This window comes from Prosthecobacter sp. (genome assembly GCF_046154365.1).
Lineage (GTDB): Bacteria > Verrucomicrobiota > Verrucomicrobiia > Verrucomicrobiales > Verrucomicrobiaceae > Prosthecobacter.
In genome coordinates, this window is the sequence record NZ_JBJXFV010000218.1 from 1 (window position 1) to 26495 (window position 26495).

Below are 26495 nucleotides of genomic sequence, written 5' to 3' on the forward strand. Positions count from 1 at the left end.
AGATAACGCCGCCGCGTATTCGCATCTTTGAATTTACAGAATGATGGTTACAAAATGATGAGAGTGTCCGGAAATTCAGGAATCATTCTGTGACCATCATTCTGTTCGAGGTTTGACAGCGGGGGCGTGGTAATCTCCCGCAGCGGCCTGCATGCCTCGAAATGTGTCCGACGGATGGCTCGAAAACTCGGCAAATGCCAATAATTAACTAGAATTATCATATTAAAGACGGTTAATTATATGGTCCTGAGCCATCTCCAGGTGGCTCTGGCCTGACCATGTCCGCCGCTCCGAACACCCAGCAACCTGCCAAGCCAGTGCGCATCGCACCATGGCGCGGGCCGTTGCATTTCGGGCTGCTGGTGCTGTCGGCGACGATCTCGCTGGCCTTGCAGCTCAGCTATGTGCTGCTGGTGGCGGGCGTGTTTCTGTGGATGTGCTGGCAGGTTTATCTCATCACCGGCAGCATGGCGCGGGTGGGGCTGTTCCAGTGGCACATGCTCCCGGAGTTGCTGAAGTTTGCCCTCATGGGCATCACCTGGGTGCTTATGCTGCGCCCGCTGCGGCCGCGCCCCAAACACGCCAAGGTGGCGATCCAAATCACCGCTGGCACGCAGCCGCAGCTCTTTGAACTCATCCACCTGCTGTGCTGGCATCTGCGCGCACAGCCGCCGACCCAGGTCTGGCTGGATACGACGATTTCCGTGCGCAGCACGATGTTCGGCGGCCTGACCGGCATCCTCACGGGGCAAACCATGCTGCATCTCGGCCTGCCAGTGGTTTCCGTGATCACGGCCCGTGAACTCAGCGGCCTGCTGGCACATGAACTCAGCCACAATGCCGGTGGCCTCAGCACGATCTTCGTGCATGCGGTGCGTGAGACGAACGCGTGGTTCTTCCGCGCCGTGATGGAGCGCGATGCCTGGGAGATGCATCTGCGTGAAGTACCGAAAAAAGAATCGAGCTGGCGTAGGTATCGGCGCAAAATCATGCGCGGTTGGATGTGGGTGGCCAAAATTCCCTTCATGGTGTTTGCGCTGGCCTCGCGGGCGACGAGTGCGGTCACGCTGTGGGTCATCACGCGTTCGGCAGAGCGTTGCGGTGCCAACGTCATCGGCGCGGACATGTATGATCGCATGCAGCGCAAGCTCTCGCTTCTCGGCAGTGCCTGGAATGCCGCGGAGCAGGAAATTCAGCGCGGTGTCATTCAGCATCGCCTGCCGGAGAATCTGTCACTGCTCATGGCGCGTCATGTCGCGACGACGGCCAAGGCGCGTGCTTCTGCGCGTGTCGAAGCCGGTGAGATACGGCCGGAGCCGAGCGTCGAAGGCAAACCGGCGAAGGGCGCAGCGTTGGTGGCTTATCTCTCGCATTTGCAGCCTGCGGCCTCGGTGATGCGGCAGTTTGTCGATCTCTCGCGCCAGGTCACCTATTTCTATTACCAGCATGATCTCGGTTTGAATCTCCACGAGCACCGCATGGTCGCCGATGAGGAGGTCATTCATCAAAACCGCCGCGAGGAGGAGGCGCTGCTGGTCATTCGGCGTTACTTTGGCGGCCTCGCGCATCCCGAGCGCACGATGTGCGGTCTCGGCAGCACGCCGACGAGTTCCACCGCACGCGCCGAGCTACAGCGCGAAATCCTGCATGTGCGCGATGAGGTCGCCGCCTGGGGGCCGCAGTTCAAAGTGGCCTTGCAGGAATGGAACCAGGCCTGGCAGCGGCGGCGCGATCTCGAAGCCGCCGCCACGCTGAGCCTCGCGGGCTTCACCGTGTCGCGCATGCAGTTCGGCACGGATGACGCCAGCCCAGCGTCGTTGCGTACCGAAGCCGCACGCCAGCGCATGGTCATGGAGCACATGGAGGGGCCGTTGCAGGCACGCGAACGCATTTTGGAAGGCCGCTTTGCCGCCTCGCTGGGCATGCTGTGGTGGAGCGATCTCGCCGATCTCAACGACTGGTTGCGCACCCGCCGTCGTGACATGTCCGCGTGGGTCACCATTTATGAAGCGATGGCCGGAGCGCTGCCGTCTTTCCGTGAACTGCTCACCACCTTCTTCGCGTTCCAGACCCTCGGTGCGAAGTTTGCCAACGTCGATGATCCCAGCGCCTTCCTCACCGCCTTGCAGTCCGTCGTGCCGAAGATGCTCAACCTTGTGCGCCAGATCGTGGCCACGATGGATGGTGCGCCCTATCCCTTCACCGACAATGGCAAAGCCATTTCTTTGAACCTGCACCTGCTGCCCGCACCGCTGCCAGAGATGCCCAGTGTGTCGATGACTTCGCTGGATGCGGCCAGCATGCGTGCCATCGGTTTGAAAATGGCTTCCAACGCCTCGGAATCTATCGCTCCGTATGTCGATGCCTTCCTCAGCCTCTACCATCATGCGTTCGCCTGGCTTGCGGAATCTGCCGAGCGTGCCGAAACGCACTTCATCGGTGCCCTCAGCTTCGGTTCCGCCACCGAGATCCTCCTCCCCGATGAATTCACCACGCAGCGCCTCGGCATGAAAGCCCGCTCACCCGACGCCATCGCCGCCTGGAAGCCTTCGGTGTGAGGTGTGAGGTGTGAGCGCAAGGGACGCTGGCATTGACCGAATGGTCGAAACGGGTGTGTCGCCGGATTGATGTAGGCCGGATGTGTTGGGCGGAAAGGATGCCTTGGCCCTCTTCGCAGACAACGCCCAACTATCCGGCTCTTGGCGTGCACAACAGCGCCATGGCCTCCTCCCAAGCCAGCCGGATAGTTCGGCGAACACGCGACTTGTGTTGGCGGTACGTCATTCGCCGAACACATCCGGCCTACGTCCGTTGAGCACATCAACCCGGCGACGCACCCGCCGAAACGGTTATCTGCGGGCATTACCGCCGCCCTTATCACCGACACGCGCAAGCCGAGGGTGGTTATACCCAACGTCACCATGATTTGTGAATCTTTACTGCGGAGTACTGGAGTCGTGGACTGCTGGAATGCAGAACTCCATCACTCCATCACTCCCGGGCGAATAGAAATTCCCAAATCCTGATGACGCGCGGTATAGCGCTGGCCGGTGTCCCATGGCTCACAGGTCATGATCGAGGCTTTCAGATACCCATGTTGCCGAGCGTGACAGCCACGCGGTTCATGAAGGCGGTGGCCTCGGGATGCGAGGCCTCAAGTTCGGCCACGGCCGACTGGAACGTGCCGAGGGAAGTGTGGGGCGCGTTGACACCGGTGGCGGCCTCCTGCTCCGCCTGCGCCACGAGTTCGAGCAAGCGCGCTTTCGCCGCCGGCGTCAGATCGTCCGCCTCTTCTACCAAGACCCTGACTTGTTGAAGCTGTTGCATGGTTTAGCGGGTGGGTGGCTTGGTGGAGCGCTGCGTTCCTAGTTTCGGTTTGGAGGTGAGGGCTGCCTGTGGGTTCACTTTTGCGGCCGTTTTGGCGTTCGAGGGGGCTTTGGCCGAAGCTGTCGCGGCAGCGGCACTGGCCTGAGGCTGCGGCATGACCTGTTGCTCGGGCTGCCGCCAAAAGTCCACATCCTGGCCGGTCGGGCGGTTGGCATGCTGCCAGCGATGATAGGCACGGGCATGGATGGCATTGAACGGGGGTGGTGGAATGGCGAGAGAAGTCTGTTTCATGGCAATGGGGCGGGCGCTGGGGCCGCGTGACGGCGTGACGGCGTGACGGCGTGAGGTTGCGGCAGAACTCCGGCATGAGCCATGGGGTGAACACCCCGTTCATTCGCCGTGTGCCATCATGCCGGAACTTCACCTGCGGCATGGTCGTGGCACAAAACACTTACATCCACAGCCTTGCTCTGGTTGCGGCAGTTATGAGATTGCCACATGGAAAACAGGACGCATGTCGAGGTGTTGCAGCAAGGAGTCTATGAGTGGAACAGATTCCTGCTGGACGAGAAAATCCAGGCTCCGCAATTGCGCGGCGCGAATCTCTGCGGTGCGATCCTCCGCCGGGTGAATCTGGCCAATGCAGATCTCCGTGGCGCGAACCTCAGCGGTGTGGATCTCACCGTGGCGGACTTGCGCGGCGCGAATCTTACCGGCGCCGACCTTCGCGACGCCAATCTGGATGGTGCCAGCCTCAGTGGGGCGACCCTGGACGATGCGGACCTCCGCCACACGCGCTGCAACGGCGTGAAATTTGCTGAAGCGGACCTCCGCCGCACCAATTTCAGCGGCATGGACCTCCGTCGCGCGGATTTTACCGACGCGAATCTCCGGGGCGCGAACCTCAGTGGCACCAAACTGCTGTGGGCCCACATTCAGGGCGCGGACCTCGGCGGTGCCAACCTCACCGGCGTGGAAGTGCTGGGCGAGCCGTTGGAGGATGCGAATGCGCCGCTGCGCGTGGCGGCCTAGCAGTCTGAGACATCCTTACCCCAGGGGAAACTCAGTGATCCAGTTCTGCTCTGCGACCGTCCAGCCTCTGCGGTTCAATCCAACTTATACTTGGAGTCATCAAGATTGGTGATTTTTGCCGCAGATTCAGGGAAGCCACCGATTGTTTTTTGTCTGGTAATCTGCGGTTTTCCTGAATCTGCGGCCAATCCTCCGTTTCACAAAATGTGAAGACGCGCAGTATATCAACGCGCCAGCACTAGGCCACCCAGGCTGACCGTCAGGAGCAGCAAGAGTGCGTCGGCGGCCCAAACCAACGGTTCCAACTCAGGCAGGCAGGCGACGGCCACGGTCAATCCCAGCAAGAGCCAACTGGCGAGGATGAAGCCGGTGAGGCTGGCCGTTTCAGTCGCAATCTCGGGCTGTGCTGAAGCACTGAGGCCTTCCGGCGCGGCGAGGTTCGTGGGGAGGGGCAGGCTATGACGAATCGCAGGCAAGGTGGGCTGCGGCGTGCGGGTGCTGCGGGTGTCAACGCCGTCTTTGCGGTGGAGTGCGGGAACCTGTTTGGCCACAATGCTCAGTGTCTGCGGCGTGGGTTTGATCACCACGGCTGGTGCCTTGGGCGCTTTGGCAGCGTCGTTGCTGATGAGAAGCATGCGGCCGCCGAGGCTCACACTCGCTGGCAGGTTGAGCATCGCTTCGGTCTCACCAGCGCGGCCCAGCCAGCTCACGACAGTGGAGTCATCCAGCACTTGGACGAAGATTTGGTTCTCCGCCGTCGCCCAGCAGGCCAGCAGCGCGGGAGGGCAGCCGACCTCGGTGAGAATCACGTCACAGTCTGTGCTCGAACCCAGCAGCAAGGGCTGGTCTGGCGGGAAGGCATGGCGCAGCGTGCCGGATGCCAGGCCCTGCAAGGTCAGCGTGTGCTGAACTTTACCTGCCGGACTCTTGGCCGGAGGCGTTGGACGGATCATCACAACTTCCATTCCACCCAGCGTGAACTGCCACGGCAGTGGCTGTGCATAAGGCACGCTGCCGTTGGTGGGAGTCACGATCACGAAGTGACCGTTGTTCACGAACTGAGCGGACAGTTCTACGTCTTGAACTGACTCAGCGTCGATGGAAATCGTGCATGTGGCGGAACGACCGATGGTGATCGTCTGCCCGTCCTGCACCAGCAGGCAGCGGCGGCGGACGTTCAGGTCATAGACAACAGGGAGCTTCATGCGCGGCAGGTGTTTATGATGAAATGCCGCTCAAGTCGAACGACGATCATGCCACGCCAGCTACTTCCGAAACTCGTTGAACTTCACCCGCAGCTTGGTTTCCAGCTCGGTGAGCTGCCATTTTTCCTTCGAGTTGATCAAGGCGAGTGACATGCCCTTCTTTCCGGCGCGCGCAGTGCGACCGCTGCGATGCGTGTAGTATTCCCGTTGGTCGGGGAGCTGATGGTGGATCACAAACGTCAGTCCTTCGACATCGATGCCGCGTGCGGCGACATCGGTGGCGACGACGAACTGGACGCGCTGTTTCTTGAAGGCGCGCATCACCTTGTCGCGCTCCTTCTGCATGAGGTCACCCTGCAACACACCGACCGGCAGCCCGAGCTCGACAAGTTCCTGATGAAGTTCGTTCGCGCCGGCCTTGGTGCGGCAAAAGATCAGGCCACGGCCCTCTTTCTGACGTTTGAGGAAGTTGGCGATGAACGCGGTCTTGTCCTCGCGTTTGCAGATCGCAAAGCGGTGGTCGATGTCGCGGTTCACCACGTTCGTCTGGTCGATCTGGATCGAGTGCGCGTCTGGGGACATGCAGCCTTTGATGAGAACCTGGATGGCTTCCGGGAAAGTCGCGGAAAACAGCCAGGTGCTGCGCCGCATGGCCGCCAGCTTGAGGATTTCGGTGAGCTGTTTCTTGAAGCCCATGCTCAGCATCTCATCGGCCTCATCCAGCACCACATAACGCACGAATTCGAGCGTGAGCGCATCACGCTCAATCAAATCGAGCAGCCGCCCCGGCGTGGCGACGACGATGTGAGTAGGACGCTTCAGCGCTTCCGTCTGGCGGTCGATGTTGTCGCCGCCGCTGAGGACTTCGATGAAGATTTTCTCCGTGTACTTGGTGAAACGGAAGAGCTGCTTGCCGATCTGCTTCGCCAGCTCACGGGTGGGGGCGAGAACGAGTCCCTGGATGTCGCGGTGCTTGGGATTCATCTTCGTCAGCAGCGGCAGGCCAAAGGCGGCGGTCTTGCCGGTGCCGGTCTGCGCTTGGGCGATGAGATCACTGCCGTCTTTGAGCAGGAACGGGATGACCTTCTTCTGCACCTCCGTTGGCGTGGTGATGCCCAGTTCCTCCAGGCCACGGATCATGTCCTCTGGGATTCCGAGTTCGTTGAATGGGTGTGACATCCCGTGCCATCCATCAAGATGCGGCGAATTGCCAGCGCGAATGCTTCGCAATGAGCGATCACACGATCGTCAGCGGCCCGTCGAACATCGTCAGGCTGATGACTTCCGTTTTCGCGACATGCGGGCCGTGCTGTATGCCCTTCGGGGCGAAAAACAAGGTGCCGGGCGTGTAGGTGACCGCGCTTTCCTCCCATTCACCGGAAAGAATCCACGCCCACTCATTGGCGACGGGATGCGTGTGCGCGGGGATCGTCATGCCTGCATGAAACTTCCGCAGCACGACGACACCACCGGTCGCCTCGTTCTTGTGCAGAATTTTCAGCTCAACGCCGGCATACGGGCCGGGCAGCCAGGGTTTGTCCTCGGCGAGTGTGATGTAAGGGAACATGCGCCATGCAACGGCTGAACGGTGTTGCAGGCAAGCACTGAGTGGCCTGCTCGCGGTGGTTACTTGACCATGAATGCCATTCAGCACACAAGAAAAGCGGACAAATTTATGTCCGCCTTCTTTGCTTGATCCGATTCTGTACAAACGCGGCTACTTCTTCTCCGCATCCACCCTGGCCTTGGCGGCGACGGCTTCAGCATCGGCTTTCGCTTTGTCGGCGTCGAGCTGAGCTTGTGCGGTGACCTTATCGGCTTCGATGTTGGCCTTGTCGATCTTGGCGTTGATGTCGGTCTGCACTTTGTCCTCCTTGGCCGCGGCATCCACCGCGTCCTTCTGATGGTCGATGGCGGTTTGCGTGGCGTCGTTGCGGGCGTCGATGGCTTGTTTCTGCTTGTTGCAGCTCACGCCGACGATGGTGGTAAGGGAGGTCAAGGCGGTGAGGGAGAGGATGGCGACGATGGTGTTTTTCATGAGCGTTGGTGGGTTTGGTGGTTGATTGAAAGCGGGCTTAGGCGCAGCAGGTGGCGCAGGATTCGTTGAGGGCGTGTTCGATGGCGGCGCGGGTCTGGCCGGTGCGCTGCTGAATCCAAGCCAGCAACTCTTCCTGCCGGCCTTTGACGAACTGGAGATCGCCCTCGGTGAGCTGGGTCCAGCGCTGTTTCAGCCTGAGCTTGGTGAGGTTCCAGTCCCCTTGGAATTCGAATGTCGTCATAACGGTTGGTTGGGTTGATGGCAGACGGTGGGGCATGCCGTCCGAACTTGCCATGGGGTGTAGTCCTACCTTTCGCACCTGCCGCAGCACGGCATGGTGGCAGAGCGGTCACCGTGGAATGGTTGGTGATTCGTTCACGCCGCGTGGAGTCTCCTGCCTATGCAACTCAAACCTCTTCTCCTCATCGGCCTGCTTGCTGGCGGCGTGACCGCCTGCCATAAACAAGCGGTTGCCGTCAAGACTGCCGAGCAGGCGGCGATGGATCAAAAAGCCATCGCCGTGCGGGCGGCTGCTGATCAAAAAATCGCCGCGCAGAACGAGGCCGATGCACTCAAGGCGGCGGCGCTCAAGGAAGCCGCCGTCAAGAGGAGCGCGGAAGGGGTAGTGCCTGCTACGCCGGCGAAATAATGGCGGCTGCATTTTCACCACAGGGTGGGGTGCCAGGATCATGCCAGCCGTTGCTGTCTGCGTACCGCGTGGCAATGACGGTGCATGGTGTGTCTATGATTGCAGTGTCTATTTACTTGTCAGCAGCCACTGCCTCGCGGAATCTCCCGGCCTATGAAACTCAAACCACTTATTCTTATCGGGCTGCTCGCGGGCGGCATGACCGCGTGCAAAGAAAAATCCACTGAGGCGGAAAAAGCCGGTCAGGACACCCAAAAGGCCGTGGAAGCCGTCGAACAGGCCGCGAAATCCAATGCGGCGGTGGTCGCCACGGAACTGGAAGCCGCCAAGGTTGCGGCTGAAAAGAAAGCCGCCGAATTGAAGGCCGCCGCTGAAAAAGAAGCCGCCGCACTCAAGGAAGCCGCTGCTGCGAAGGCCGCCGAAGCCACCAAGGCGCTCGAAGAGGCCGCCAAGAAAGCCAAGGAAGCCGTGACTCCGGCACCTGCACCTGCTGCGCCTGCACCTGCTGCTCCAGTTCCAGTTCCAGCGCCTGCGCCAGCACCTGCTGCCCCGGTTCCTGCGCCTGCTGCTCCGGCACCTGCTGAGCCTGCCCCCACGCCGCCGAAATAACCTCGGCGTCCATTCGTGTTCTATTCGAGCGTCAGGCGCAGGCCTGGCGCTTTTTTTGTCGGCATTCAACCAGTGAAGATGCTGCGGCATGGTGGCGTGGTTCTTTTGACACAAACCGCTGCCCACGAGGTTATGACAGGTCGTGAAGATGCTCATCCAGTAACGCTGGTGCTTTACGGCAGATCCGCCGTTGCGCTGGGCTTTGCCGGCACACCCGAAGTCGGGGACTGAGGGCATGATCACATCACGTCAGTGCAGATGGAGCCGGCGTTTGCGACGGTGCGCATGCCGAACATCCAGGAACTGAATGGTGCCTTTGACCTGGCGCTGCCGGTGGTGCGGCGGTTGCTGCACTCGGCCAGATGAGCGCAACTTTTTTCACGTGCTTCGGTTGAAGGCATCAACCCGCTGCAACCCTACCATGAAGACCTTCACGCTTTCGTTGTTTTTCCTTTCTCCCGCACTGCTGCATGCGGCGGATGCCGCCGAGACGGCGCATGCGGGCATCTCCGCTGATCAACTGAACTTCTTCGAGAAGCACATCCGGCCGGTGCTGGTGCAGCAGTGTTACAAGTGCCACTCCACCGAATCGGAGAAGGTGAAGGGCGGATTGACGCTGGATACGAAGCAGGGGCTTATCCTGGGCGGGGAATCGGGCCATCCGGGGGTGACGCCGGGGAATATCGCGCAGAGCAGCCTGTATGAGGCGATGACTTGGAAGAACGAGGACAATCAGATGCCGCCGAAGCAGAAGCTGCCGGACGATGTGATCGCGAACTTCAAGAAGTGGATCGAAATGGGCGCGCCTGATCCGCGTGAGACGAAGGTGGTGAACGCGAACGGTGGCAAGCGGGTGATCGACATGGATGAAGGGCGCAAGCATTGGGCCTTTCAGAAGCCGGTGAAGCACACGCCACCGGAAGTGAAGACGGCAGGCTGGGCGAAGACGGACATCGATAAATTCATTCTCGCTGGCATCGAGGCGAATGGGTTGCATCCGGCACGTGATGCGGATCGGCCGACGCTGATCCGCCGCATTGCGTTTGATTTGACCGGACTGCCGCCGACGCCGGATGAGGTGAAGGCATTTGTGGCGGATCAATCGCCGGAGGCAGTGAAGCGGGTGATCGACATGTATCTCGACTCCGAACGCTATGGCGAGCGCTGGGCGCGGCACTGGCTGGATGTGGCGCGGTACGGTGAGAGCAGCGGCAAGGAGACGAACGTGCTTTACCCGCATGCGTGGCGTTATCGCGATTACGTGATCGAGTCGTTCAAGAAGGACAAGCCGTATGACCAGTTCCTCAAGGAGCAGATTGCCGGTGATCTGCTGAAATTCGAAGGTAAGCGTGATCAGGCGGACAAGATCGTGGCCACGGGTTTTCTGGCGATTGGATCGAAGGGGCACAATCAACGTGACCGCCGCCAGTTCGCGATGGATCTGGTGGATGAGCAGATCGACGCGGTGTCGCAGTCGATGCTGGGCCTGACGCTGGCCTGTGCGCGCTGCCATGATCACAAGTTCGATCCGGTGACGCAACGCGACTACTATGCGCTGGCGGGCATCTTCCTGAGCAGTGAGACGTTGTTTGGCACTTATGAGCAGTTGCAGAACAATAACACGGCCGGGCTGATCGAACTGGATCGTGCGGCGGCACAAACGGCTGCTTTGGCGAAAATTGCGCCTGCCGAGGTAGCGGAACTCAAAGGCAGCTATCAAAAGGCACAAGTCGCCGCCGCCGAGGCGCAGCGTGAGGTTTTTGCGATGCGCCAGCAGGATCGTGACAAGGCTGGTGCAGCGAATTTCCTGCGCATTCGCGGTGCGCGTGATCGTGCGGAAGAGATCAAAGCCGATATGGATCTCTTTTATGAAGACGGCACTCCACGCACACTGGCGATGGGGATGCTCGATCGCACGATGCCATTCAACAGCCCGATCCTCATTCGTGGCGACATCAAGCAGCCGGGCGATGTGGTGTCGCGTGGTTTGGTCGAAGTGCTGTGTGCGAAGGGCGAACCGCTGAACATCAGCCCGCAAAGCGGCAGCGGCAGGCTGGATCTGGCCTATTTCATCGCCTCGAAGGACAATCCGCTCACCGCACGAGTGATGGCTAACCGTGTGTGGTTGAAGCTAATGGGCAGCGCCATCGTGGCGACGCCGGACAATTTCGGCGCGATGGGCCAGAAGCCGTCGCATCCCGAACTGCTGGATCATCTGGCGGTGTCGTTCATGGAAAACGGCTGGTCAGTGAAAAAACTGATCCGCGAGATCATGATGAGCCGCGCTTATCAGATGGGATCAGGCTACGACGCAGCGAATTTTGCCGTTGATCCCGACAACAAGTATCACTGGCGCATGAATCAGCGTCGTCTGGAGGCAGAGGCGATCCGTGATGCGATGCTGGCGGTGGGCGGTGTGCTGAATCTGTATCCGATTGATGGCTCTCCCGTCGCGCGTGCTGGTGAAGGCAGGCAGGGTCTGTTGTCGATCTTCCGTGGTGAACTTGCGAGTAAATCGTACACCTACCGTTCGATCTATATCCCGATCATTCGCGATCAGATCCCCGAAATGCTCTCGGTCTTCGATTACCCAGATGCCAGCCTAGTGAACGGCGACCGCGACACAACAAACGTGCCATCGCAAAGCCTTTACCTGATGAACAATCCGCAGGCGCAAGGCGCGGCGGATGCGTTTGCGGCCCGCGTCATCAAATATCAGGGCACGTCTGCGGAGCGTCTGAGCTATGCCTATCAACTGGCCTTTGGTCGTGAACCCACCGCGCCGGAAAAAGCGGCGATTGGAAATTTCTGGATGCGCTTTCCACAGCAGATCGCCAAAAACGGCGGCAACAGCAAAGAGGCGAAGCAGAAGGCGGAATTCGCGGCCCTGTCCGCCTTCTGTCAGAGCCTGATCGCCAGCGCCGAGTTTCGTTATCTCAATTAAATCACCTCCCACACTCCACCGTCATGAACACGTCCCCATTCTCACGTCGCGAGTTTTTGAAAACCGGCTCGAACGGTTTTGGCTATCTCGCTTTCGCCGCACTCGCGCAGCAGCAGGCGCTGCGTGCCAATCCTGGTGCCGCAGCGAGTCCGCTGGCACCGAAGGCACCGCATTTCGCGCAGCGGGCGAAGCATGTGATCTTCCTCTGCATGCAGGGAGCGCCGTCGCATGTGGACACGTTTGACTACAAGCCAAAGCTGATCGCAGATGCGGGGAAGGGGGCTCCTGCGATGGCTGGACGCTATGGCACGGCGAAACTGATGGCTTCGCCCTGGAAGTTCAACCGCAATGGCAAAAGCGGGCTGATGATTTCCGAGCTGTTTCCCAATCTCGGCAAGCATGCGGACGAGTTGTGCCTTCTCAATTCGATGTCCACAGACCTGCCAGCACATCCACAGGCGTTTTCACAGCTTCACACCGGCACGACGCAGTTTGTGCGGCCTTCGCTCGGTGCGTGGGCTTTGTATGGTCTCGGCACGCTGAATGAGAACCTGCCGGGCTTCATCACGGTCAATCCTCCTGGCAATGCGACCCGCACCTACGGCAGTGCGTTTTTGCCCGCGATTTATCAGGGAACGAAGATCGGCGGCAATGGATTGCCCGGTGGCGGTGCCGCTGGGCGTCGTTTCGGCGGCATGGAGCAGGCGACGGTGGCGAACATCAAGAATGGCCGCTACACGACCGAAGAACAGCGTACGCAACTCGATCTGGTGCAGGCTTTGAACAAATCCAGCATGCAGCAGAGTGGTGGCGTGAGCGCTGAGGTGGAAGGCGTGATCGAATCCTACGAACTGGCGTTTCGCATGCAGGCAGAGGTGCCGAAGGTGATGGATTTGAGCAAGGAAACGGCAGCGACGAAGGCGCTGTATGGCATCGACGAGCAGGAGACGGACACGTTTGGCAAGCAGTGCCTGATGGCGCGCAAGTTTGTGGAAGCGGGCGTGCGCTTCATCGAGATCACGCACGGCAATTGGGATCAGCATTTCAATTTGAAGGCGACGCTGGAGCGCAACACTGGCGCGATCGACAAACCGATTGCCGGTTTGCTGACGGATCTGAAGCAGCGGGGGCTGCTGAAGGACACATTGATCATTTGGGGCGGTGAATTCGGCCGCACGCCGCATTCGCAGGGCGATGATGGGCGCGATCACAACAACAAGGGCTTCACCATGTGGATGGCGGGCGGTGGCGTGAAGGGCGGTATGAACTACGGTGCGACGGACGATTACGGCTACGAAGCGGTGCAAAACAAAATGCACATCCATGACTGGCACGCGACGGTGCTGGCGCTGATGGGCCTTGATCACGAGAAGCTGACGTTCCGCTATGCGGGCCGTGATTTCCGCCTCACCGATGTCTATGGCACGGTGGCGAAGGAGATCATCGCGTAGGCGATTTCATTTCCTTGTGACGCATGCGTTGCATCCTGTGTGATCCGTCCTATGAATGGCGCTCAGAATGGGATCCAGCGCTACATTGACTGCCGTGAGGACGCCTGCCAGCAGCGTGGTGGTCGCGTCTGCTGATGCCGTGGGCAAGACACCGGCGCGTGAAGATGCCTCACGCATCACGGCGATGATCGCGGCCGATCTGCCCAAGGAATTGCAGCAGAGCGCCCGTGACCTGCTGCTTGCCGTGGCAGGCAAGGTCGCGGTGCCGGAGCATTTTGACGCGTTCTGCGGCCAGGCGTTTTCCAAGCCGGAATGGGCGTCGGCGGCCAGCCCAGTGATCGCGGAGATATTCGAACAGGATGAGGATCAACTGGCGGAACTGGCACGCATTCCAGATCTGGTGATCGAACTGGGCAGCGGCCAGGCGACGGTGACGTGCATGGTAGCCTCGCGCTGGGCGGCACGCGGCGAAACACATCGTTTGTCGCGTCTCGCGGAGTCGATTGTGGCCTCGCACGCCTCGAAGAACGCCTGCGCGGTCGAAGTGATGCTGGCGCTGGCCGCCACACTGGCCGTGACGCGGTTTTCGCGTGCGGAGCAGCTTTACAACGCGGCCCTTCCGCTGGCTGGCGTGGAACATCAAGAGGCGCTGGCAGACGCAAAGCACTGGCTGGCAGCAGGCAGGATTGCATGCAGTGCACCTCAGGAGGAACGGGATTTCTGGGACGTGCGACTGAGAAAACCCAAAGTGGCATGGCCCTGGCACAGCAAGGATGAACGGCAGGCGTTGCATAACTTGTCAGAGCGTCTTTCACCCGGCCTGGAGGGGGCTGATTTGTTCAAAGCCGTGCTGCCTGCGTGCTGGTGGGATTTGGTGATGAAGTGTGCGCAGCAGCAGGAAAAAATCGCTACGGCGGCGAAGCCGGTGGGCGTGACAAAGGCGGCGGTCATTGCACCTCCACGTGCCATACCTGAGGCCGTATCTGCTCCAGAACGAGCGGCGATGGAGTTTCATCCACACCCCCAATCCAGTCCATACGCAAGGTTTGTCCTAGGCTGGGTGTGTGGCGCTCTGGCGATGGCGATCACGGTGTTGTTGCTGCCTTCGGAGGCGATCAATCGAGTGCTGAACACGCTCCGAGCCAATGGGGATGGCAAAGGTTCACAGATTACTGCAACAACCGCGACCGTAGAGACGCAAACAATACCGAAGACGCCAGAGGAGAGGGCGGCATGGAGAAAAGAGAACCTGCAGCGTATGGCCGCTGAGATGACGCAGTTTGCAGCGTTACAAGCGGCGGCGAAAGCAGGCAACTGGCATGACAATGAGCTGGTGCTTTCCGGCCACAGCCAGGAATTGCCGCATGACAGCACCCAGTATATGAAGCTCTTGGTATGGCTGCATCTTGATCCGCCCCAAAATGATGAAGTGAGGATGCGAGTTTCAAAACTTCTGCTGGAGCGGGTGAAAACCGGAGCCATTGCCCTATGGGAGGAATTGATTTATCCTGGCTCGGCGAATGCGGCTGAAATTAGAAATGCAGCACAAGAAGCCGTTGAAAACCAATCTTTCCAATGGAGCGCAGAAGACAAGGGGCGCTTGCGGGCGATTGCTGAATCTGACAAGGAAGCCAAAGCTGCGCCTACTTCAGGTCAGTAAGAAGTCGCCAGTATTTAAATGCGAGTCGATTTTGGGAGGTTTTGCAACTTTGGAGGATTGTAAAGTTGATATCCGTCATTTTATGCTCAGTTTCAAAAACTTCACAAAGTGCAGATGAGATATATGCTCTTGATTGAGAATTAACATGATTGACCGTAATTTGTAGCGCTTTAAGCCCGGAACTGGATGATTTGGAATTATGAAATTACTAGATTTTTCAGAATGTTTTTGCATTTTTGAGCCACAACCCTTAGAGTTTGATTCATGATTGTGATGTCGCCTTCTAAATTCCTATTCAGGCGCGACCTGACAACTTAGATCATTCATTTTTTCTATGATTGAGGAACTCCAGCAATTTGGCAGCTTATCTGTGGCCCATCGAACCGGTGGCGCACCAGTGGAATTGGTGCGCTCCAAGGATGAGGTGGTTTTCCTGGCCTTCGACAACCGGATTCGCCGCTTGGTGGAACTGCATGTGCTGCGTGGTGGCAATACGCTTGATGCGGCGATGAAGCGCTCTGCTTTTGACCGGGCACGTCAGGCTTCGGAGATCCGCGGGCACTCCTTCATGCGCATCCTGGAAGTGGGAGAGGATCAGGGGCTGGTCTATTATACCAGCAATCTAAATGACGGTGAGTTTGTCGAAGACTATATTAAACGACGTGGTGCCGTGGTGCCAGCAACGGCGCTGGCGATGGTTTACCAACTGTTGGACGAGCTGTTGCAACTCCAAGGGTATCAGCGTCTGGTTTCGCGCATGCATCTGGATCGTGTCTTGGTCACGACGCTGGAGGACACCTTTCTGCAATTGCGTGTGTTTGATTATGGGCTGTCGCAGATGGATGCTGGGACTGAGGCGCAAAGTAGCGCGCGTCTGGTGGTGGAGGCCTCCCGGTTGATTTTCCTGCTGCTGACCGGCCAGACTTACGGCGGCGAAAATCCTGACCGCTTTCCAGCATTGACCCAACTGCCGATGAGTCTGCGCATCACAGTTCGATCCGCCTTGGCTGATCCGGCGAACGCGCCCACCTCCATTGAGAAACTGCGCGATGATGTGCGTGAAGCGTTCAGCGCATTAGTGAGCAGCATTCAGGCGCGCAATTTGCGCAAGCAGCTCGTGGTGAACGCCTCGCTGTTGCCGCAATCGCAACTGCAGGAGTTACTGCTCGAAAACGTGCCGGTCGAAAACATCCTTGGTACACGCTTCCGTGTGGAGGATGCCGAGCACACGCGGCGCTACCCTTTCTCGATTCCTGCTATCAATGCTAAGGCTGAGCAGCCCGTGACCGTGCATCTGCTGCCGCCATCGCGCATTGTCGAGAAGTCACGTTATGAAGCGGTGCCGCTGCAGATGTGGCGCTTCAATCCTGAACGTCATCCGAATATTCTGCGTTCGCTGAGCCTGTGGGAAAGCCCTGACTGGACGTTCCTCACCGAGGAGCGTGAGCCGGGCTTTGCGTTGAGCCGCCTCATGGCGGAACGCATCACGCTCAATCCCGCCGAAGTCGCCGTGCTCATGCGGCAGGTTCGTGCCGGCCTAGATCAGGCGGTGGAATGCGGTGTGCAGCGGGTGGATTTGCATCCTTCCAACATTCTGCTGCGTGTCGGCAAAAACGGGCCGCTGCTCGCCCGTGAGCTTGAGCGTTTGATGCAGAAACGTCTGGATGCTTGGCCGATGTTCGTCGTGAAACTGCGCCCGCACATGACGATGCGCAGCCTCTATGAGCCGCTGCTGGTGGACATGGACATGACCGACAACCAGGAGGAGCACCTGCAGGATCGTGATTTCCGGCATCGTTCCTTTGTGACGCTTGCGGCTTATCTGCTCACTGGAGAGCGTCAGAGCGGCGGTGTGCCGCACTTTCCCGAGTCCATTCCCGAGGCGGCGTCCGCCTATGTGCGGGAGTGCGTTGAACTGACCCGCCGTGCAGGCAAAACTCCAGCCCCCGCCGAATTCATCGATAAATTCGAATCACTGCTTTCAGCCCCGACAGTCGATCTCGCCACCCGTCTGCGCGGCAATGCGGTGGTGGCGAAGGAGGAGATGGAAAGCGTTGGCTCAGTCTCTGATTTTGAAGATGACTGGTCCGGGAGCGACGCTGGAAACGGTGATTTGGAAGGTGCTGGCATCTCTCCCATCAAGCGCAGTATCAAGACGCATGATTTCAATCCACTCCTCAATCAAAAACGGAGCCTGCCATGGGGTGCGCTGGCTGCTGCGGCGCTGGTGATTCTCGGCATCGGTGCCTGGATGTTCATGGGCAGCTCGGCGAAGACGCCGCCGGTGGCAGTGTCGTCAACAGTGGCAGAGGGACCTGTGAAAACACAGCCCGCTGCTGAAAAACCGGCGGTTAAACCGGTGGCTGTGACACAACCGACAGAAACAAAATCTCAGGCAGCGACATCAGCACCAAAACTGTCCCCGGCTATTGCCGTCGCGGTGCCTAATCCAGCGCAGCAGCAACCTGCGGTTCCTGTTGTTGCAGAGGTGAAGCCAGTGAAGAAGCCTGTGGCAGAAAAACCATTGGAGACGGTGGCTGCAAACACCATGCCGCCTGTCGTAAACAGCGAAAAATCTCCTTCTCCCGCTCCGGCACCGCCCGCAGTCAAGCCGCCTGAAAAAGATCCCATCACTATTCGTCGTGCCATCGTCCCCACCAAGGAGGAGATCGACCGCATGAAACAAGGACATGTCGAGAACAGAACTGAGCGGCTGCCCGCCATGTCCACCGCATCGCCTTTGCCACCGCAACGTAAAGTAAACCCGTGACCGCCGCCACCGCCCGTATTTCGATATTGCACCAGGATAAACGTGGGAATCCTCACGAAAGGACGGAATTTGCTTGGACTCTCGGCACACTCACAGGTAAAAGTACCTGCGTGAAAAATGTGTGCTGCAAACGAAGCCGCCTTGATAGTGAAGTCCGGGGCATGCCGGATGAAGGATCGGCGGCAGAGCGTAACAGGCCGTTTTCACATTTCGAATCGTCGAACGTCACACATCACATTAGCAACCGAGCAAACTAGGAGAGACTGATGAAGGTCAACAACACAATCGTCATTTCAATCGGACAGGCAGGCAATCAAATTGCCGCGTCTTTCTGGAAAACCATCTGTCTGGAGCACGGCGTTGACCCGCAGACGGGACAGACCGCCCAGGGCCAGACTCCCAAAGGCAACTGGAGCGCTTTTTTCTCCAAGCTCGGTGAGTCGTCCTCCGGCAGCTATGTGCCGCGTGCTATCATGGTCGATCTTGAGCCCAGTGTGATCGATAACATCAAGGCCACCTCGGGTTCGCTGTTCAATCCTGGCAATCTCATCAGCCGCACTGAAGGCGCGGGAGGTAACTTTGCAGTCGGATATCTCGGCGCTGGTCGTGAGGTGCTGCCGGAAGTCATGGGTCGTCTCGATGCGGAAATCGACAAGTGCGACAATGTCGGTGGTATCATCGTTTTGCACGCCACGGGTGGTGGTTCTGGTTCCGGCTTTGGTGCCTTGCTCATTGAATCCGTCAAAGAGAAGTATCCTGAGTTCCCGGTGTTGAGTTGCGCCGTGCTGCCTTCACCGCAGGTTTCCTCGGTCGTCACCGAGCCCTACAACACCGTCTTCACGCTCAATACGCTGCGCCGTTCTGCTGACGCCTGCCTGATTTTTGACAACGAGGCACTGTTTGAACTCGCGCATCGCAAATGGAGCATCGAGAGCCCCACGGTCGATGACCTGAATCTGCTCATCACCGAGGCGCTGGCCGGTTTGACCGCCTCCATGCGTTTCAGCGGCTTCCTCACCGTTGAAATCAGCCTGCGCGAACTGCTCACCAATCTGGTGCCGCAGCCGTCGCTGCACTTCCTCATGTGCGCCTTTGCGCCGCTCACGCCGCCGGACCGCAGCAAGTTCGAGGAAATGGGTGTTGAGGACATGATTCGCAGTCTGTTTGACAACGGCTCCGTTTTCGCCGCCTGTTCGCCGATGGAAGGCCGCTTCCTCAGCACCGCTGTGCTCTATCGTGGCATCATGGACGACAAACCGCTCGCGGATGCCGCCCTCGCCGCCATGCGTGAGCAGCTCCCGCTCACCTACTGGATTCCCACAGCCTTCAAAATCGGCTATGTCGAACAGCCAGGCATCTCGCACCGCAAGAGCATGGTCCTGCTTGCCAACAACACCGAGATCGCTCGCGTGCTGGACCGGATCTGCCACAACTTTGATAAGCTCTGGCAGCGCAAAGCCTTCGCCAACTGGTACCTCAATGAAGGCATGTCCGAAGAGCAGATCAATGCGCTTCGTGCTTCTGCGCAGGAGTTGATCCAGAGCTATCAGGTCGCTGAAGAAAGCGGTGCCAAGGCCAAGGTGCAGGACAGCTCGGCCGATATTCCGCGTGGCAGCGCCAGCTCGGATGACAGCCGTGGCGGCATGAGCCTGCGTGATCTCGTCGATCGTCGTCGCGCATAACACATCAAATCAAACGCAGCAGATAAACAACAGTTTGGAGGAACACCCGTGAGAGAGATTCTGAGCATTCATGTAGGACAATGTGGCAACCAAATCGCCGACCGCTTCTGGCGGCTGGTGCTTCGTGAGCATGGCTTGACCGAGGCCGGCACGCCCAAAGATGGCAGCACCAACGTTGCGGCAAACGCCAACCTGGAGATTTTCTTCCACAAGGTTCGCGATGGGAAATACATCCCCCGCGCCGTCCTCATCGACCTCGAACCTGGCGTCATCGCCCGTATCGAAGGCGGCGACATGGCCCAGCTCTTTGACGAAAGCTGCATCATCCGCAAAATCCCCGGTGCCGCCAACAACTGGGCGCGTGGCTACAACGTCGAAGGTGAGCGCATCATCGACCAGATCATGAACGTGATCGACGCTGCGGTCGAAAAGACCAAATCGTTGCAGGGCTTCCTCATGACCCATTCCATCGGCGGCGGCTCCGGTTCCGGCCTTGGTTCGCTCATTTTGGAGCGTCTGCGTCAGGCTTATCCGAAGAAAAAAATCTTCACCTTCTCCGTCGCTCCCTCGCCGTTGATTTCCGACTCCGCCGTTGAGCCTTACAACGCAATCCTCACGCTCCAGCGCATTCTCGACAATGCCGACGCCGCCGTGCTGCTCGACAACGAAGCGCTGTTCCGCATCGCCAAGTCCAAGCTGCATCGCAGCCCGAACTACATGGACTTGAACCATATCATCGCTCTCATCATGAGTTCGGTGACAGCGTCTCTGCGTTTCCCCGGCAGGCTCAACACCGATCTGAGTGAGTTTGTGACTAACTTGGTGCCATTCCCCGGCAACCACTTCCTCACCGCCTCGTTTGCGCCCATGCGTGCGCCTGGGCAGGAGGGCCAGGTTCGTATCAACTTCCCCGACATCGCGCGCGAAACCTTCTCGCAGGACAATTTCACTGCCGCCATCGACTGGACCAACGGCGTATATCTTTCCGCCTGCGCCCTCTTCCGTGGCGATGTGAAAGCCAAGGAGGTCGAGGAAAACATGGCCGCCATCCGCAAGAGCCTCAACTTTGCCAGCTACGTTCCAACCGGCGTCAAAATTGGCGTCGCGGAGACTGCTCCCGAAGGCTTTGCGTCCAGTGGTCTTGCACTTGTCAACCACACTGGCATCGCCGCCGTCTTTGAGCGCCTCATCACCAATTTCGACATCATGTTCGACAACCATGCCTACACGCACTGGTATGAGAACAACGGCGTCTCACGCGACATGATGGCGCATGCGCGCAACACCATCGTCAACCTCGCCCAATCCTATCGCGACGCCAGCTAGCGGTTTCACACGATAGCTCGCTTCAGGAGAACGCGACTACCAACCTTTAACCCATCGTGGATACTGCCCTGGAGCGCCAAATTGCCTCCGCCTCCCGCAGCGTCGAGGAGGCGAGGAGGCTTGCATATCACGATCCGATCCGTGTCGGCGCTTTGGTGGAGCAGATCAGCGTCCTAGCCGATCTGCGCCAGAAGGAAGGTGATTTCCGCAAGGCAGAGTCCTTGTATCGTGAGGCGCTGTTCCGCGCCCAGGAGCTGCGCCGTCAGGATCCCGATCTGCTCACTGGCATCTATTCCCTGCTCGCGCATCTCTATGACCGCTGGGGTCGCATGGACAAGGCGGCGGAGTTCTATGAACTGGCCCTCAACATCAGTGCTGACAACGGTCTCGCCGACAGTGACAAGGTGGCCACGATCAAAAACAACCTTGCCATGATCTTCAAGCAACTCCGCCAGTTCGACAAGGCGGAGCGCTACTACTGCGAGGCGCTCGAAACCTTCCAGCACGTCGATGGCGAGCAAAGCTCCCGCGTTGCCTCTGTGTACAACAATCTCGGCGTTCTCTACTACAGCAGCATGGATGTGGATCGTGCGCAGGCCATGCATGAGCGTGCATTGGCCATCCGGCAAAACTTGAACGAAGGCCAGATGGATCCCGCCGACCTGTCCCAGACCTTCATCAATTTGGGGGCTGTGTACAAAGCCTCCGGCGACTTCCAGAAAGCCGAAGCCTGTGTGGATCGCGCCAAACGCATCCGTGCGGCGATGAATGGCTATCATCCGAATCCACGTCGATCAGCCTCTCTGCTGATTGACAAGAGTCTGTAACTCCGGCTTCGCTCGCGGGCGGGGTCAATACAATTCCACTGGCGAGCGCTTGCCGTCTTCGACGCTGAGATTTCTTGCGCCTGCTTCGCCGAGTGTAGCGACGCGCAGATCCCAGATGTCGCGATTGATGGCGACAAAGCGGTCGAGATCGAATTTGTCCGGTTTCACCAAGCGTTTCTTGGTTTGTTCAATGCGGAAGAGTGCGTCTTGCAGCACCGGATCTTCGACGCCTTCGAGGTGCTGGCGTGCCAGTTCGACCATTTCGACGCGGTGGCAGATCATGACGAGGTCGTTGCCGGCGCGCACGGCCTCCTGGATGGCCTGCTCAAAGGTGACTTCATTCAAGATGGCTCCCATGTCGAGATCGTCAGTCATGGCGAGACCGTCGAAGCCATACTGATGACGCAGCAGCTTCGTCACAATGTTGTGGCTCAGACTCGCAGGCCAGCGACCACGATCGGGATCATACGCAGTGTAATTGCTGTGGCAGGTCATCACGCTGTCGAGTTCGGGCAGCAGCGCAGAATACGGCAGCAGTTCGCTGCGCTCCATCTCCTCGCGGCTCTTGGTGATGACGGGCAGGAATTCATGCGGGTCGCACTCAGCAGGGCCGTAGCCGGGGAAGTGCTTGCCGCAGCTCAGTATGCCTTCAGCACGCATGGCGCGGTTAAAAATGCCGGCGTTGTTGATCACCTCCTGCGGATTGCGGCCATAGGTGCGGCCTTTGAGAGAGTTGTCCGCCGCATCATCGTAGGAGATGTCGAGCACTGGGCAGAGATCGAGATTGAAACCGAAGTGGCGGAGGATCTGGCCGGTAAGTCTGCCATGTTGCTTGATCAACGCAGGATCGCCTTTATCGCGCAACGCTTGCGCGTTCGGCGGTTCTTCACCAATGAGCCGAAGCCGTGAAACGCGGCCGCCTTCCTGATCAATCGTGATGAATGGCTCGATGTCGGAAATGTCGCGCAGGTCGTCGATGAGTTTGCGGAGCTGCTGCGGTGTTTGAATGTTGCGACCAAACAAAATGAAGCCGCCGGGCTGGAGTTGTTTGAGGCGCGTGGCGGTTTCCGGGGTGAGTTCGAGGCCGGGAACACCCATGAGGAGGAGCTGGCCGAGGTGACGGGAGGAGGGCATGGTGAGTACTGTTCGGGAGATCAGTGGCAGGTGGATCAGGCTCGCTGGAAAGTGCGGAGGGGTGTCAAGGGTCGTTTTGCTAAAATTTTGAGAAGAATTGGGGCTTTTGGGCTCTCAAGGTTGCGACTCAGGTGTTTCTTTTTGCAAAAGAAGGGGGGGCGGGTTGACGAGGGCGGCAAAACTTTTTAACATGGGCGCGTCTGTGAGGCAACTCGCGGGCCACACTTGCAAGCTTCCTCAGCTCCGCATTTCGTGCCAATCGGTCCTCCATCGTTGTTGGTTGCTGGATCGCAATGGAACCCTCCGGCTACGCATGCCGGAGGGTTCTCTGTTTCTGGGAGAGTTCGTTGAGTCACTGTGAGCAAGTATGTGATTAGTGTGTGAGCAACAGGCGAACAACGATCACTCGGCACCGAGCTGACGCGCCCACTGAATCGCACGCAGCATGCCCGTCGCCTTGTTGACCGTTTCTTGGTATTCAGCAGCAGGAACCGAATCGGCCACGATACCGGCACCCGCTTGGACATACGCTTTGCCATCCTTCACCACGCAGGTGCGCAACGCGATGCAGGAGTCGAGATTGCCATCGAAGCCGAAATAGCCCACCGCACCAGCGTAAGCGCAGCGCTTGCTGTTCTCGCATTCGTTGATGATTGCCATGGCGCGAACCTTGGGCGAGCCGCTGACGGTTCCAGCAGGGAAGGTGGCACGCATCACATCGTAGGCGGTCTTGTCGGCACGCAGGCGACCATCCACATTCGAGACGATGTGCATGACGTGCGAGTAGCGCTCGATGATCATCAGATCGCTGACGCGCACGGTGCCATAGTCGGCCACACGTCCGACATCATTGCGCGCGAGATCGACGAGCATGATGTGCTCGGCACGTTCTTTGGGATCGTTCAGCAGTTCTTGGGCCAGCGCATCGTCCTCCTCGGTGGTCTTGCCTCTCCAGCGTGTGCCGGCGATGGGGCGGATGTCGATACGACCGTTCATGCACTTCACATGCACCTCCGGCGAACTGCCGACGAGTGCGAAGCCTTGCGGGAAGTCGAGGCAGAACATGTACGGGCTGGGATTCACATGCCGCAGCGCCCGGAACAGGTCCAGCGTGGTGCCGCTGTAGTCCGTTTCAAAGCGTTGGGACGGCACGCCCTGGAAAATGTCACCAGCGCCGATGTACTCCTTCATCTTGAGCACCATCGCCTCGTATTCATGGCGCGTGGTGTTGCTCACTGGCGCAGGCAATTGGTCATGGCCGGCCGGAGCGAAGGTTTGCAGCGGCTTGGCGGCCAGGGGTTTCTCCAATTTCGCAATCACGCTCGCGATCTGCTCACGTGCCCATTCATAGGCCGCTTCCAGCGTCGCATGCTCGTCGGTGTGGACGTTGGCGACGATGGAAAGCTTGCGGGTGCGATGATCGAACACCAGCACGGTGTCCGTGACCATGAACACCATGTCCGGCAGGCCGAGTTCGTCCTTCTTCGGCGCGGGAAGCGTTGGTTCAAAGAAGCGCACCATGTCATAGGCCAGGTAGCCGACCGCACCGCCATGAAACACCGGCAGCGGTTGCGCTTCGAGTGGACGAAACGGCTGCATCAGCGTCTGCAGCTCCGTCAACGGATCGCCGGCGGTGGTAAAGCTGCGTTTCTTGCCGCGCTCCTCGATTTCGATCTCGCGACCGCGTGCGGTGAAGATGATGCGCGGCGAACTGCCCAGCAGCGAGTAGCGCCCCGAGTGCTGCGTGAGTTCGGCAGACTCCAGCAGAAAGCCACAGCGGCCATCGTGGATCTTTTGGAAGGCCGAGAGCGGCGTTTCGTAATCGGCGGCGAGTTCTGCCATCACCGGCACGAGATTTCCCTGCTGCGCGAGCGATTGGAAGGTGGCGAAGTCGGGCTGAAGATGAAGCTGGGGCATGCGCGGCGGGAAACGAGCGCGCATTCTGGATGCAAATGCGCCTGCTGGCAACGGCACTTCAAAGCGCGCCGCGAATCGCCTTCAGCAGATCAGGATAAGCATCGAAGGCCTGGAAGTGCGGGAACTGCGCCTGGATGCTCGCTGGCGCGTGAAAAAAGAAACCGACATCGGCCTCACCGAGCATCGTCGTGTCGTTGAACGAATCACCGGCAGCGATGACGCGATAGTTGAGCGCTTTGAAGGCGGCCACGGACTTCTGCTTCTGATTCGGCTGGCGCAGCTTGTAATTCACGATGCGACCATCGGCGGCGACTTCGAGCTGGTGGCAGAAGATCGTTGGCCACGCAAGCTGGCGCATCAAGGGCTGCGCGAATTCGGCAAACGTGTCGCTCAAGATGATCACCTGCGTGATGGAGCGCAGCTCATCGAGAAATGTCTTCGCACCTGCCATCGGCGACAGCGTGCCGATCACCTGCTGGATGTCCGGCAGCTTGAGGCCGTGTGCGTCGAGAATCTTCAGGCGGCCCTTCATCAGGACATCGTAATCCGGTTCATCGCGGGTGGTGCGGCGCAGTTCGGGGATGCCGGTCTTCTCCGCAAAGGCGATCCAGATTTCAGGCACAAGAACGCCTTCAAGGTCGAGGGTGACGATGGTTTGGGGCTTCATTTCAATGTTCAGTGTTCAAGGTTCAGTATTCAGTGTTCCATGTTCCTACGCGATCTCGATGGCTTCGCAAACATCTCTCCATCCGGGAAATTGCCAGGCATTGGGAAATCCCGCGCACTGCGCCGGCTTCACCGGCTGAATACGGCACACGTTCATGCCTGCGAGGAACAGGCATTCGCCGTTCGGCTTGTCGATGATGCTCAGTCCGGTGCGGTTGGCGTTCAGCCGCGTGCATTGCTCAATGAATTCAACGCGCGGCAGGTTCAGAAACTCGGCGATGCGCGTGATCTCGTCGTCCGTCACCCGCACGTCACCTGGCCAGCGGCAGCAGTTGCCGCAGCGCTGGCAGGCGTAGTAAGGCGTGGTGGTGTCAAGCGTGGAGGCTGCAGGCATGAAAAGTATTCTGTTCGCACGTTCGAGCGCGGGCGGCATAGTTCGTGCGATGAATCGGTTCCTGCAACGAAGGTTTGAAGTCCGCCGCCCCTTGCTGCGGCGTGAGTTGTCGTGATGAAACTTCATCTGCTGCCCTCCATCACCCTGCTGCCACCGCCGCATGACACGGCGGCGGATGAGCAGATCATCGAGGAATGGGCACGTGGCCTCGACTGGGTGAAGTGGCTGCTGGGCAGCGTACGGGCGCGGATGGCGGTGCTGCTGGTTGAAGCCGCCGCACAGCCGGCTGCCGCCGCATGGAACGAGTTTGCCGAAGGCCGGCTGCGTGACGAGATCGGTCCGGCGCTCAAAACGGCCTGGCAGGCGGCTCAAGCGGGTGCGGTGGCGGATCTTATCGCCGCCGATGCCAGTTTGACCGCACTCCTCTCACCCGAGGCAGGCGCACGCAGCATCCAGGCGGGTGCGGTGCTGCTGAAATCGACGCGGCATGCCCGCTATCAGGGCGTGCTGGGCCGTTTACGCGAGGCGGTGGAGCAGGGGAGATGTAGCGGCCACATCGCTGTCGTGTGGGCGGCGGTGGGGCATTTTTTCCAGCTCAGTCTCGCCAATGTGATCGCTGAATACCTCCATCTGGAATGGGACATCGTCATGCGCGACGAACTTGCTCCAGCCAAGCCCGCCGGGCGGCACAGCATCGCCGGACTCACCAGCCAGATCATGCACGATGCATCTGCGGAACTGGCGCTGCGTGTGGTGGAATCGTGAGAGGCTCAGACATCCTGCCCCGGCCCCATCTTTGACCGCATACTTATCTAACGATGGGAAAACCAATGATCCCTCTGCGACCGTCCATCCTCTGCGGTT

The 26495-nt window shown here is 59.1% G+C and carries 23 protein-coding genes; 12 read left to right on the forward strand and 11 right to left on the reverse strand.

The features are described from left to right. The first annotated feature begins 278 nt into the window (after positions 1-278). Positions 279-2558: a M48 family metallopeptidase gene (locus tag ACKVY0_RS27575; RefSeq protein ID WP_409218094.1), complete on the forward strand. Its 2280-nt coding sequence runs from the start codon at positions 279-281 to the stop codon at positions 2556-2558. A 526-nt stretch (positions 2559-3084) separates the two neighbouring features. Here the strand turns inward: ACKVY0_RS27575 and ACKVY0_RS27580 are convergent. Then, a complete protein-coding gene (locus ACKVY0_RS27580; RefSeq protein ID WP_409218095.1) occupies positions 3085-3327 on the reverse strand; it encodes a DUF4404 family protein in 243 nt (80 codons plus the stop codon). 3 nt (positions 3328-3330) lie between these two features. Next, on the reverse strand, positions 3331-3618 hold the full coding sequence (locus ACKVY0_RS27585; RefSeq protein ID WP_409218096.1) for a DUF2934 domain-containing protein: 288 nt from the start codon (positions 3616-3618) through the stop codon (positions 3331-3333). A 207-nt stretch (positions 3619-3825) separates the two neighbouring features. On the opposite strand from ACKVY0_RS27585, the gene ACKVY0_RS27590 reads away from it, so the two are divergent. Beyond that, on the forward strand, positions 3826-4359 hold the full coding sequence (locus tag ACKVY0_RS27590; RefSeq protein WP_409218097.1) for a pentapeptide repeat-containing protein: 534 nt from the start codon (positions 3826-3828) through the stop codon (positions 4357-4359). A 224-nt stretch (positions 4360-4583) separates the two neighbouring features. On the opposite strand, the gene ACKVY0_RS27595 is transcribed toward ACKVY0_RS27590, so the two are convergent. From ACKVY0_RS27595 to ACKVY0_RS27615, 5 genes are all read right to left on the reverse strand, one after another. Beyond that, entirely contained in the window at positions 4584-5564 is a 981-nt protein-coding gene (locus ACKVY0_RS27595) for a hypothetical protein (RefSeq protein ID WP_409218098.1), read from the reverse strand. A gap of 60 nt (positions 5565-5624) precedes the next feature. Beyond that, a complete protein-coding gene (locus ACKVY0_RS27600; protein ID WP_409218099.1) occupies positions 5625-6743 on the reverse strand; it encodes a DEAD/DEAH box helicase in 1119 nt (372 codons plus the stop codon). Positions 6744-6801: 58 nt separating this feature from the next. After that, positions 6802-7131, reverse strand: coding sequence for a cupin domain-containing protein (locus ACKVY0_RS27605; protein ID WP_409218100.1), 330 nt, complete (start codon positions 7129-7131; stop codon positions 6802-6804). 150 nt (positions 7132-7281) lie between these two features. Then, the gene (locus tag ACKVY0_RS27610; RefSeq protein WP_409218101.1) at positions 7282-7602 is read right to left on the reverse strand and encodes a hypothetical protein; all 321 of its coding nucleotides are present in this window, start codon (positions 7600-7602) and stop codon (positions 7282-7284) included. 37 nt (positions 7603-7639) lie between these two features. Then, positions 7640-7843: a general stress protein CsbD gene (locus ACKVY0_RS27615; protein WP_409218102.1), complete on the reverse strand. Its 204-nt coding sequence runs from the start codon at positions 7841-7843 to the stop codon at positions 7640-7642. Between the two features lie 159 nt (positions 7844-8002). Between ACKVY0_RS27615 and ACKVY0_RS27620 the strand changes: the two genes are divergently transcribed. The 9 genes from ACKVY0_RS27620 (at position 8003) to ACKVY0_RS27660 (ending at position 21520) form a co-directional block, all read left to right on the forward strand. Further along, positions 8003-8251: a hypothetical protein gene (locus ACKVY0_RS27620; RefSeq protein ID WP_409218103.1), complete on the forward strand. Its 249-nt coding sequence runs from the start codon at positions 8003-8005 to the stop codon at positions 8249-8251. Positions 8252-8404: 153 nt separating this feature from the next. Next, positions 8405-8860: a hypothetical protein gene (locus tag ACKVY0_RS27625; protein WP_409218104.1), complete on the forward strand. Its 456-nt coding sequence runs from the start codon at positions 8405-8407 to the stop codon at positions 8858-8860. Positions 8861-9281: 421 nt separating this feature from the next. Continuing rightward, positions 9282-11804 carry a PSD1 and planctomycete cytochrome C domain-containing protein gene (locus ACKVY0_RS27630; RefSeq protein ID WP_409218105.1) on the forward strand — a complete coding sequence of 841 codons (2523 nt, stop codon included), beginning with the start codon at positions 9282-9284 and terminating at the stop codon, positions 11802-11804. A 23-nt stretch (positions 11805-11827) separates the two neighbouring features. Beyond that, complete coding sequence (locus tag ACKVY0_RS27635; protein WP_409218106.1) at positions 11828-13255, forward strand: DUF1501 domain-containing protein; 1428 nt, start codon at positions 11828-11830, stop codon at positions 13253-13255. Positions 13256-13394: 139 nt separating this feature from the next. Beyond that, positions 13395-14915 carry a hypothetical protein gene (locus ACKVY0_RS27640; protein WP_409218107.1) on the forward strand — a complete coding sequence of 507 codons (1521 nt, stop codon included), beginning with the start codon at positions 13395-13397 and terminating at the stop codon, positions 14913-14915. Between the two features lie 334 nt (positions 14916-15249). Beyond that, positions 15250-17685, forward strand: coding sequence for a hypothetical protein (locus ACKVY0_RS27645; RefSeq protein WP_409218108.1), 2436 nt, complete (start codon positions 15250-15252; stop codon positions 17683-17685). A 266-nt stretch (positions 17686-17951) separates the two neighbouring features. Next, on the forward strand, positions 17952-19367 hold the full coding sequence (locus tag ACKVY0_RS27650) for a tubulin beta chain (RefSeq protein WP_409218109.1): 1416 nt from the start codon (positions 17952-17954) through the stop codon (positions 19365-19367). Positions 19368-19415: 48 nt separating this feature from the next. Then, positions 19416-20693: a tubulin beta chain gene (locus tag ACKVY0_RS27655; RefSeq protein WP_409218110.1), complete on the forward strand. Its 1278-nt coding sequence runs from the start codon at positions 19416-19418 to the stop codon at positions 20691-20693. A gap of 56 nt (positions 20694-20749) precedes the next feature. Beyond that, positions 20750-21520: a tetratricopeptide repeat protein gene (locus ACKVY0_RS27660; RefSeq protein ID WP_409218111.1), complete on the forward strand. Its 771-nt coding sequence runs from the start codon at positions 20750-20752 to the stop codon at positions 21518-21520. A 24-nt stretch (positions 21521-21544) separates the two neighbouring features. Here ACKVY0_RS27660 and ACKVY0_RS27665 read toward each other — a convergent pair whose 3' ends face one another. From ACKVY0_RS27665 to ACKVY0_RS27680, 4 genes are all read right to left on the reverse strand, one after another. Next, the gene (locus ACKVY0_RS27665; RefSeq protein WP_409218112.1) at positions 21545-22654 is read right to left on the reverse strand and encodes a glycoside hydrolase family 3 N-terminal domain-containing protein; all 1110 of its coding nucleotides are present in this window, start codon (positions 22652-22654) and stop codon (positions 21545-21547) included. A gap of 402 nt (positions 22655-23056) precedes the next feature. After that, entirely contained in the window at positions 23057-24571 is a 1515-nt protein-coding gene (gene trpE / locus ACKVY0_RS27670; RefSeq protein ID WP_409218113.1) for an anthranilate synthase component I, read from the reverse strand. A gap of 58 nt (positions 24572-24629) precedes the next feature. After that, a complete protein-coding gene (gene thrH, locus ACKVY0_RS27675; protein WP_409218114.1) occupies positions 24630-25238 on the reverse strand; it encodes a bifunctional phosphoserine phosphatase/homoserine phosphotransferase ThrH in 609 nt (202 codons plus the stop codon). A gap of 45 nt (positions 25239-25283) precedes the next feature. Next, the gene (locus ACKVY0_RS27680) at positions 25284-25631 is read right to left on the reverse strand and encodes a YkgJ family cysteine cluster protein (RefSeq protein ID WP_409218115.1); all 348 of its coding nucleotides are present in this window, start codon (positions 25629-25631) and stop codon (positions 25284-25286) included. A gap of 114 nt (positions 25632-25745) precedes the next feature. On the opposite strand from ACKVY0_RS27680, the gene ACKVY0_RS27685 reads away from it, so the two are divergent. Beyond that, positions 25746-26396 carry an urease accessory UreF family protein gene (locus ACKVY0_RS27685; RefSeq protein WP_409218116.1) on the forward strand — a complete coding sequence of 217 codons (651 nt, stop codon included), beginning with the start codon at positions 25746-25748 and terminating at the stop codon, positions 26394-26396. The last annotated feature ends 99 nt before the right edge of the window (positions 26397-26495 follow it).

What these genes read in the sequence shown, in the direction of transcription:
- ACKVY0_RS27575 (WP_409218094.1), top strand. Translation starts at nt 279, where the DNA reads ATGTCCGCCGCTCCGAACACCCAGCAACCTGCCAAGCCAGTGCGCATC.
- ACKVY0_RS27580 (WP_409218095.1), bottom strand. Translation starts at nt 3,327, where the DNA reads ATGCAACAGCTTCAACAAGTCAGGGTCTTGGTAGAAGAGGCGGACGAT.
- ACKVY0_RS27585 (WP_409218096.1), bottom strand. Translation starts at nt 3,618, where the DNA reads ATGAAACAGACTTCTCTCGCCATTCCACCACCCCCGTTCAATGCCATC.
- ACKVY0_RS27590 (WP_409218097.1), top strand. Translation starts at nt 3,826, where the DNA reads ATGGAAAACAGGACGCATGTCGAGGTGTTGCAGCAAGGAGTCTATGAG.
- ACKVY0_RS27595 (WP_409218098.1), bottom strand. Translation starts at nt 5,564, where the DNA reads ATGAAGCTCCCTGTTGTCTATGACCTGAACGTCCGCCGCCGCTGCCTG.
- ACKVY0_RS27600 (WP_409218099.1), bottom strand. Translation starts at nt 6,743, where the DNA reads ATGTCACACCCATTCAACGAACTCGGAATCCCAGAGGACATGATCCGT.
- ACKVY0_RS27605 (WP_409218100.1), bottom strand. Translation starts at nt 7,131, where the DNA reads ATGTTCCCTTACATCACACTCGCCGAGGACAAACCCTGGCTGCCCGGC.
- ACKVY0_RS27610 (WP_409218101.1), bottom strand. Translation starts at nt 7,602, where the DNA reads ATGAAAAACACCATCGTCGCCATCCTCTCCCTCACCGCCTTGACCTCC.
- ACKVY0_RS27615 (WP_409218102.1), bottom strand. Translation starts at nt 7,843, where the DNA reads ATGACGACATTCGAATTCCAAGGGGACTGGAACCTCACCAAGCTCAGG.
- ACKVY0_RS27620 (WP_409218103.1), top strand. Translation starts at nt 8,003, where the DNA reads ATGCAACTCAAACCTCTTCTCCTCATCGGCCTGCTTGCTGGCGGCGTG.
- ACKVY0_RS27625 (WP_409218104.1), top strand. Translation starts at nt 8,405, where the DNA reads ATGAAACTCAAACCACTTATTCTTATCGGGCTGCTCGCGGGCGGCATG.
- ACKVY0_RS27630 (WP_409218105.1), top strand. Translation starts at nt 9,282, where the DNA reads ATGAAGACCTTCACGCTTTCGTTGTTTTTCCTTTCTCCCGCACTGCTG.
- ACKVY0_RS27635 (WP_409218106.1), top strand. Translation starts at nt 11,828, where the DNA reads ATGAACACGTCCCCATTCTCACGTCGCGAGTTTTTGAAAACCGGCTCG.
- ACKVY0_RS27645 (WP_409218108.1), top strand. Translation starts at nt 15,250, where the DNA reads ATGATTGAGGAACTCCAGCAATTTGGCAGCTTATCTGTGGCCCATCGA.
- ACKVY0_RS27650 (WP_409218109.1), top strand. Translation starts at nt 17,952, where the DNA reads ATGAAGGTCAACAACACAATCGTCATTTCAATCGGACAGGCAGGCAAT.
- ACKVY0_RS27665 (WP_409218112.1), bottom strand. Translation starts at nt 22,654, where the DNA reads ATGCCCTCCTCCCGTCACCTCGGCCAGCTCCTCCTCATGGGTGTTCCC.
- trpE (WP_409218113.1), bottom strand. Translation starts at nt 24,571, where the DNA reads ATGCCCCAGCTTCATCTTCAGCCCGACTTCGCCACCTTCCAATCGCTC.
- thrH (WP_409218114.1), bottom strand. Translation starts at nt 25,238, where the DNA reads ATGAAGCCCCAAACCATCGTCACCCTCGACCTTGAAGGCGTTCTTGTG.
- ACKVY0_RS27680 (WP_409218115.1), bottom strand. Translation starts at nt 25,631, where the DNA reads ATGCCTGCAGCCTCCACGCTTGACACCACCACGCCTTACTACGCCTGC.
- ACKVY0_RS27685 (WP_409218116.1), top strand. Translation starts at nt 25,746, where the DNA reads ATGAAACTTCATCTGCTGCCCTCCATCACCCTGCTGCCACCGCCGCAT.